The organism is Pedobacter sp. 01T416_2, from assembly GCF_056398925.1.
In genome coordinates this window covers 1-6,448 of sequence record NZ_JBFTQI010000308.1, presented here as the reverse complement: position 1 = coordinate 6,448, position 6,448 = coordinate 1, and the positions used below count along the sequence as shown (strand labels likewise).

Annotated in this window: 4 protein-coding genes and 1 pseudogene; all 5 read right to left on the bottom strand. The window is 42.3% G+C overall.

Features of this window, described 5'->3' with window-relative positions:
• Window positions 1-848: TonB-dependent receptor plug domain-containing protein (locus AC1DPQ_RS14105; RefSeq protein WP_477609836.1), on the bottom strand; the 848-nt coding region annotated here is incomplete at its 3' end.
• 842 nt (window positions 849-1,690) lie between these two features.
• Window positions 1,691-2,872 (bottom strand): DUF4998 domain-containing protein, encoded by a 1,182-nt coding sequence (locus AC1DPQ_RS14100; protein ID WP_167346251.1) that lies wholly within the window; start codon window positions 2,870-2,872, stop codon window positions 1,691-1,693.
• A 20-nt stretch (window positions 2,873-2,892) separates the two neighbouring features.
• The gene (locus AC1DPQ_RS14095) at window positions 2,893-4,071 is read right to left on the bottom strand and encodes a DUF5000 domain-containing lipoprotein (RefSeq protein ID WP_477609834.1); all 1,179 of its coding nucleotides are present in this window, start codon (window positions 4,069-4,071) and stop codon (window positions 2,893-2,895) included.
• A gap of 32 nt (window positions 4,072-4,103) precedes the next feature.
• Window positions 4,104-5,999, bottom strand: coding sequence for a RagB/SusD family nutrient uptake outer membrane protein (locus AC1DPQ_RS14090; RefSeq protein ID WP_057935173.1), 1,896 nt, complete (start codon window positions 5,997-5,999; stop codon window positions 4,104-4,106).
• Window positions 6,000-6,001: 2 nt separating this feature from the next.
• Window positions 6,002-6,448: pseudogene (locus AC1DPQ_RS14085) on the bottom strand (SusC/RagA family TonB-linked outer membrane protein); the annotation flags it as partial.

Sequence of the window (6,448 nt, the reverse complement as noted above, 5' to 3'; positions counted from 1 at the left end):
AAATAGTTGTTATAACTGATAACGGTTTTCCCCTTTTGTCCACGTTTTGTTGTGACCAATATAACGCCATTAGCTGCCCTGTTACCATAAATTGCTGCTGAGGCCGCATCTTTCAGTACGGTCATACTGGCAATATTGTCCGGCGCCACATCATCCAGTGACCCTGCAATTCCATCAATCAATATTAGAGGGCTACTGCCTGCATTGAACGTCCCTACACCTCTAATGATTACCCTTGCCCCGTCACTGCCCGGGCGGCCTCCACCCTGTTGTACCTGAACCCCAGGTGACAAACCCGATAAAGCCTGTGATGCCTGGGTAATGGGTCTATTATCAAGATCTTTCGAGGAAACAGTGCTAACCGAACCGGTCAGGTTTACTTTCTTCTGTGTGCCATAACCGACAATAACAACCTCATCAAGTTTTTTATTGTCATCTGCCAATTGAACATCGATCCGTGTCTGTTGCCCTATAACAATTTCTTTACTTGTGAAGCCTATGAAGCTAAATACCAGCGTTCCTTTCCCGTCGGGGGTGCTTAGCGAATAATTTCCCTGTGAATCCGTCTGCGTTGCTTTTCCGGATTCTTTATGCTTTACTACCACTCCTGGTATTGCTTTGCCAGTAAGATCGGTAACTTTACCCGTTACTGTAACTTCAGTTTTTGTTTGTTTAGGATTGGCAACATTTGGCGCATCGTTAGCAATATTAATATTTAAATTGTTATAAAGACTTGTGTTTGTGCTTGCTACCCCTTTGGCAAAAGGAGTGGCTGAAAGTATTGAACTGAAAGTTAACAGTGTTAACAATCTGCGCCATTTTTCTGGCGACTTTGGAATCATTTCCATATTTGGTCAGTTGGTTGTTATTATTGAAAATCAGGCAAGGATGTTTTTCAATTACCTGCTTGTTGTGGGCTAAACAAATGATATCAGCCATTATAAAAAGGCTGGTCAAATAGCTTAAGATTAAGTTCGTTTTCTTTTCATAGGCATATCATGATTTACTGGCAGTTTTCCTACAACATGAATATTTTATAGAGGAGAAGAATATCGAGATCTTTCAGGCCAGAAAAAACCTTCCTTACTTATAGTCGACACTTTTATCATGCTTCAAATATTTGGTTGTACATTCTTCAGATCGGACAAAGAATATAGTTCAAATATAAAAGGCGCAACAGTGGTGGGGTTTATTGTAATCAGACATCTTTTTATATTTTTCCGACTTTTCGCATTAAACCACGGCTGATAATTTTTCCCAAAAAACAAACAAGTTGATTTGCCCCTCTATTTTTATGGGACTAGGCTGATGATGGTATGGACAGTTATTTGGTTTTAAACGCTATAAATCAGCAGAATCCTCAAACTGCCAATAAACGAGATCAATTAACAAGCGCAGGTTAATGACTTCTAAAGGATCGCAAAACGCTGAAAGTATTTAACGTGCTTAGTTATGCAGACTCCATTAGACCGGAACACAATTACCAATATACCCTTTTGATTTACAAATACTTACAAAACAACCACATTAACAAACTGATTTATAAATAATTGAGTATTGGAAAAAAGTAATGATTGTGCCTAACAGGCTACCCCGCAAAGCAGRAATCCAAACCATTAACATGGCTTGGATTTCTATTTATTACAGTAAAGGATGTTGCTTGATATCGGATGTATTGTTTCCGAGCTAATCAGTCCTTATATAACCGCACTTTACTGAACCTTACACTGCTCTGATTTTTGACTACCATGGTAGAAACAAATCCTAATGTAATCTCCTGGGTCTGTGTCAATGAGAAAGGAACGGCAAAATCTTTTCCATTCTGCGAATTATCCAAAAATTTAAAACTTCCCATGGCCTGTGAAATGTCGGGCACATCGGGCAGTGTTTGGCCCAGGTTTACAGCGGCGTAAGTAGCCTCTAGTGGATTGGCAATTTCAGACACTGTTACCACATAGCGATATTTCCCTGGTGGGAGTGTAATAGTTTGATAGATTTTTCCATTTGTAATTTGGGGTGTACCCCAATACTCAAAAGCAATAAAACCACCCCCATTATATGAATCCCACCCACCTACGGCGCCATTGGACATGTTTCTAGCGGCGGCATTAGTAGTCCAATCTGCAACTAAGCCCCACCTTCCATCTCTTTTACTTTGAAGAAATGGTGCTCCCGGGTTTTTTAAATAAAACTCTGTTATTTTCCGGGATGCAGAAGCGCTATAAAATGTATCAATGGCCAAGGAATCTGGTAAAAAAAGAGTCCGGTACTGGATATCTGTACTAGGATTTTGATCGGTCAAGGTCGTCTGTATTGCGTCTTTGGCTATCCTTTTAATCGTTACTTTTCCGTTTATGTTGGTATAGGTAACTTCTGCACCTATCGATCCTGCATCTGAAGCGCGCCAGTTGAGATATGTTGTTCCATTGGATGGCTGATAAACAATATTTTCCAATATACGGTTCAACAACGATTTCTCAAAAACATCGCCATAAGCGGCACCTTGCTTCAAGGCTGCGACGGATTTATTTCCGCCTTTATCGTAGGTTAACACCTCAAATGAATAATTGCCTTCCGGAAGTGGCGACACCATTGCTTTTATGGTATCTATTCCTTTTCCCCTGGTGATGGAAACATCCTGATGATTTGCCTTGTTGTTCCAGTATATAGTCGCTTTTACGATATTTGGATCGGAGATAAGCAGGAACCTGACCAATGCCCTGTTGCGTCCCGGCTGGATCCTTAATGAATCGGCTTTACCTGGGTAGACAATAACTTTGCCATCGGTGAATTTTTTGTAATCATCCATTTTGCTGCAAGAAACCATTAATAAGGCAACTGCAATAACTGAATAAGCAATAATATGTTTCATACTATATAATTTAATAAAGATCATTTGTCGTTTCCATAAAAAGTCATCTCTGAAACGTGAGCTGCCTGTCCCCCTGGTCCTATCCAAGTTTCCAATACCTTAATTCGGATATATCTTACAGGGGGTGCATCCAAAGGAACATTGGTCTCTTCACCGCGTGCAGCAGCAGCTACATCCTCATTGGAGTTGGAACCGATCGGCTGAGCAGAAGGCTTAATAGAAACACATGATGCCAATTTGGTCCAATTGGTATAACTGCCATCGCTGGCCGGATTGGTCGAACCCCAAATTTCATATCTTTTGGGATTTCCATGGTTATAAATCCATATACCCTGTCTTTGCCAAAGCGTAAAACGGCTTATCTTCGCGGTCACACCAAGATCGAAAGTAACCTGGCATGGCATACCGACATCTGTGGTATGCCACATATTTCCCTCTGCCGATATTACATTGTTCCATAGGTTACTGATAGGCAGGCTCCAGCCAACCGGAGCGTCTGTAGGCAGGGTAAGCACCTTAAATTTGCTTTTGTCGAGCTGTTTTTCAAAAATCGGCGTTAGGGTTGCTTTTGCCGTATCGGTGCGGTTGTCCCATCTGTCTCTGATATAAACCCCGAAAACTGTTTCTTTAGAGGGAAAGCCCCTCGAGGAGAAAAGACCGTTTTTAGATTTGGTATAGATGGTTTCTCTTGTTGCAAAATTGCCTAAAGAATCTTTATAAGTTACCACTACTGCAATATTGGCCTCCGTGGGATTGGCAAAGCTTATATTGATGCCACCAAAATCGGTAACCAAAGCCAGGCTTCTGCGAACGGCGAAGATGGGCGGCTCAAGCGCTTTTACTTTAATGGTTACCGGTGCCGACCTGTTTTCGGATTTGTCTACGGCATAAAGGTTAAGACTGTAAGATGCAGTATCGGCGAAACCATCAACAGTTAAGGCATTGATGTAAGAAGATGCTTTAACGCTGATTACCTTACCGTATTTATTTGTATATTCTGCCACCACATACATCAGGTCTGCATCTGAGGGCAGATTATAGGAAACCTTAACTGCGCCTGCCATGCGTTCCGAAACGGGATTTGAAATCGGAGGCGGTGCTACTGTATCTTTTTCCAAAGGTGCCAGTATATCTTCTTTGCAGCCAAGTATCATCACACAAAAAAGTGTGGCCAATACATACCATTTATTATTTTTCATCACATTCAATTATTAAATTATCCTATAATTAATTACCAACCAGGGTTTTGAACCAGATTGGGGTTGACAATCGTATTGTATTCTTTTATTGGCCACAAATAATCACGGGGCGCTACAAACTTCTGGTTGAAGAGCAGTTTTGGCCTATAATACCCAGTAGCATCGGTCTGCTCAATGTCCCATCCATAAACTGGAGTATTGAGCGTTGCTGAAGCTTCTTTCCACCGTCTTAGATCCCAGAACCTACTCCCTTCGAATGCCATTTCAATTCCACGTTCCTGATGGATTATCTGTCTTAGCCCTGCCTGATCTTTATATTTGCCAGGGTTATTGGAATAAGTATCCCAGGATAGCTGAACGGTTTGCAGACCTGCTCTTTCCCTAACCAGATTGAGGTATTGATAAACCGGTTCCGAAGGGCCGTTTGCCTCGTTCAATGCTTCGGCATACAACAGATACAGATCGGCTAAACGCATCAAAGGCCAAGGATATTCTTCCTGGGTATAACTCAGACCATCCTGTATCACAAACTTCCAGTTGACGAGCTTTTTGGTAAAGTATCCTGTAATTGAATAGCCAAATGCTGCACGCCTTGATTGCCCCTGCCCTGATTTAGCCTGTACCGGCCAGGTTTTATTCTGCATATACCATAAAGAGCCGTCGAAGGCCAAATCTGCGTAAAACCGGGGTTCTCTGTCGAAATGTAGTGCAGAGGTGGTGTAGCCATCCTGCAGATAATCCCCATTTAAAGAAGAGGCAGTTTTTAGACTGTATCTGTCAGAAAAGTTCCAATTTTTATCCTCCGCAATAGGCACTCCGTTTTTGGTATAAAACAGTTCGGCCATGCGTATTGTCGGCGCCAGTTGTCCCAATAAACTCTCATTGCCCGATCTAGCAGCATCGAGCCTTGGTATCGACTGAAGCTGTATCCCCGATCCTGTTCCATTTGTAAAACCCCAGATCAATTCCTGGTTCCAAGGCTCACAGACACTGTTTCTAATATCCATCTCCTTCTTGAGCTTATCGGATATGCTGGTTAATGCAGAATTGAATTTATACAAACGGATCCCTGCAAGCTCACAAAGATCAATGGCCTGTTTACAGGCATCCGCAGCTTTTTTCCATTTCGCGACACTATAAGTTGAGTTTACCAGCGCTGTCCCATCAGCGTTCTTTAATCCGTTATAATCCGAATTTCCATTAAACTGCGGACTTGCGGCCAATGTTAATACCCTTGCTTTTATGGATATGGCAATCGGGCGGGTAATGTGACCTAGTTCAGAAGAGCGGTTTTGAATGGTAATGGGCAACTTGGCAGCAGCGGTATCCATTAATCCTGCGATATAGTCAAATACCTTATCAACCGGCTCACGTTTTATCCTTACCTCCTCGGTTGTTGCGGTAATGGGCAGGTTTTTATCGATGATTGGAATCGGCCCATACATCCTGAGCAAATAAAAATGATAGTAAGCTTTCAAAAACTGCACCTCGCCTGTCCATATATTTTTTTGTGATGGATCCAGGTCTGGCACTTTGTCTACATTATCAAGGAAAATATTGCAGTCACGCAATGCTTTGTAGATGGCTTTACCATCCTGCTCACCGTCCCAGTAATTGAGCAAAGGCGATGTAAGGGACTGATTGCCCCTGGCGATCTGCTGAGGGTAAGACGGGAGCCGGCTTAGCGAAGTAATAGGCCAATAAGTCCAGAACTCATCACTGGCCAGCATTGCCGGATTCTGACTGACATTGCTTTCCTGGGGCAGGTAAGAGTAACAGGTAAACAGGTATTTTTCAGCTTCATTCCGATTGGTGAATGCGTTTTCTATTGTTGCGATATTATCCGGAACGATATCCAGATAATCTTTTTTGCAGGAGATTATCAAGGTTAAGATAACTGCTGCCAAAAATATGCTTGTCTTTTTCATAATTAAAATCCTATTTGTATACCCACATTATAAACTCTCTGTACCGGGTAACCTAAGCCGTTGCCACCCATTTCAATGTCCCATAACTTAAAACCACTAAGAATCAATAAGTTAGTTCCGCTCACATAAAAGCGTGCATTGCTTAGCTTAACCCTGTTGATTATTTTTTTTGGGATTGAATAACCTACTTCAGCGGATTTCAACCGTAAAAATGAACCGTTGCGCATAAACCAGGTATTTGTCTGTACGTTGTTATTGTTCTGACTGTCGCTCAACCGGGGCCAAAGCGCATAGAGGTTCTGGTTGTCTTCAGACCAATGATCGTCTGCATAGGCTTTGATCAATGCATTTTGTGTCCCCCCCAATGATTCACCGGGATAGTTGTAAGGAACAAATGGTGCTGTGGCCCTGGTGTCGATCCAGAATGAGGAACGGGCAGACCCCTGGAC

What these genes read in the sequence shown, in the direction of transcription:
- AC1DPQ_RS14090 (WP_057935173.1), bottom strand. Translation starts at nt 5,999, where the DNA reads ATGAAAAAGACAAGCATATTTTTGGCAGCAGTTATCTTAACCTTGATA.
- AC1DPQ_RS14095 (WP_477609834.1), bottom strand. Translation starts at nt 4,071, where the DNA reads ATGAAAAATAATAAATGGTATGTATTGGCCACACTTTTTTGTGTGATG.
- AC1DPQ_RS14100 (WP_167346251.1), bottom strand. Translation starts at nt 2,872, where the DNA reads ATGAAACATATTATTGCTTATTCAGTTATTGCAGTTGCCTTATTAATG.